The 1,299-nt window shown below is 59.5% G+C and carries 1 protein-coding gene; it reads right to left on the reverse strand.

What is annotated here, in order from left to right:
- Nucleotides 1-20: 20 nt before the first annotated feature.
- Nucleotides 21-1,184: an IS4 family transposase gene (locus tag NKH12_RS30400; protein WP_352956478.1), complete on the reverse strand. Its 1,164-nt coding sequence runs from the start codon at nt 1,182-1,184 to the stop codon at nt 21-23.
- Nucleotides 1,185-1,299 lie beyond the last annotated feature (115 nt).

Consider the following 1,299-nt stretch of genomic DNA (forward strand, 5'->3'; position numbering starts at 1 on the left):
GCAGGGCTGTCCGGGGAAAGTTATTCATATATGAAGGCCATCTGATTGGGAGAGGCTCGGTCTTTTGGTCGGCTTGGATTGACCGGTGGCGGCTTGTGGATGGTGTGCATTTTCCGCCGCCCGAACAAGTATTGAGCGACCAGTTCTGTGAACCTCAAGATTGGAATAGGGACGCGGCGGGTGGCCGCGACAATGCGCAGCAGCGCATAGGCGATCATTGCGGCAAAGAGTTGCAGGCGGATTGCATTGCCGTTGTTGCCGAGGAACTTGCGGATCTTGAGGTGCTGCTTGATCCATCGGAACAGAAGCTCGATTTGCCAGCGGCCTTTGTAGAGCCGTCCAATCTCGACGGCGGAGCGCTCCAGATCGTTGGTCAAAAGCGTGATGGTGTCGCCCTCTTCGCGCTGAACGCGCAGGCGCCGCAGACGCATCGGCAGCTTGCAAACGCCCTTGCTGACCAGGCTTACCTCACTGTCTTCCACAACCAGGAAGCCGTCGCCCTGCGGCTCGGCTATAGGGCGATCGCACACCAGCGCCAGCCCCATGTTGGCCTTGGGCCGCGTCACGAAGATCGATCCGGCTTCGGCGATCGCCGTCCACCAGCCATAATGGCAGTAGCCCTTGTCGAACACGTAGGTCGCTCCAGCTTCGATCGTGATCTGGCGGCCAACCTGGGCGTCGTTGACGTTGGCGTCGGTGATGTCGAGGACGCGCGGACAGTCGGCCTTCGGGTCATAGACGACATGCACCTTCATGCCGCGGATGCGCCCGTTCGACTTGGCCCAATCGCACAGTTTGCCGAGCGGAATGGGGGTCGAGTCGATCAGCCGCAGCATTTCTTCGCCCTCGCGCCGCGTTTGCCTGTCGAGCAGGTTCGCCACCAGACCGAACGCCTCGGCAAAGATGGCGACCGGACGCCGTCTGTTGGCGTCCGACAAGGTCGAACGCATCAAGGGACCGCTGCCCAGATGATAATGATGCTGGCTGTTGGCGTTCCAGCCGGCTTCCAGGCCACGCAAACCGCTGCTGCCGCAGAACTGGGCATAGATCAGCGCCACCAGATGATCCCAGCTTCTGAATGATTTGTCGTACGCATCCCCGTCGTGGCGATCCACAATTGCTTGGAATTGACGCCGATCGATGGGTTCAAGAAGCTGCCCGAAGATGCTAGGTGCAAAGCGCATGCCCCGTTCCTTTTCTGAGTCTCGACAACCAGAGAGAAGACGGACAAAACCCGTTTTACGGGGCATGCACATGTGGCATTTCGATTCACTCAAAACTTTCCCCGGACAGCCCTGC

Origin of the sequence: Mesorhizobium sp. M1322 (genome assembly GCF_040318085.1) — a bacterium.
Lineage (GTDB): Bacteria > Pseudomonadota > Alphaproteobacteria > Rhizobiales > Rhizobiaceae > Mesorhizobium.

Coding starts and splice junctions, on each gene's coding strand:
- NKH12_RS30400 (WP_352956478.1), bottom strand. CDS start 1,184: ATGCGCTTTGCACCTAGCATCTTCGGGCAGCTTCTTGAACCCATCGAT.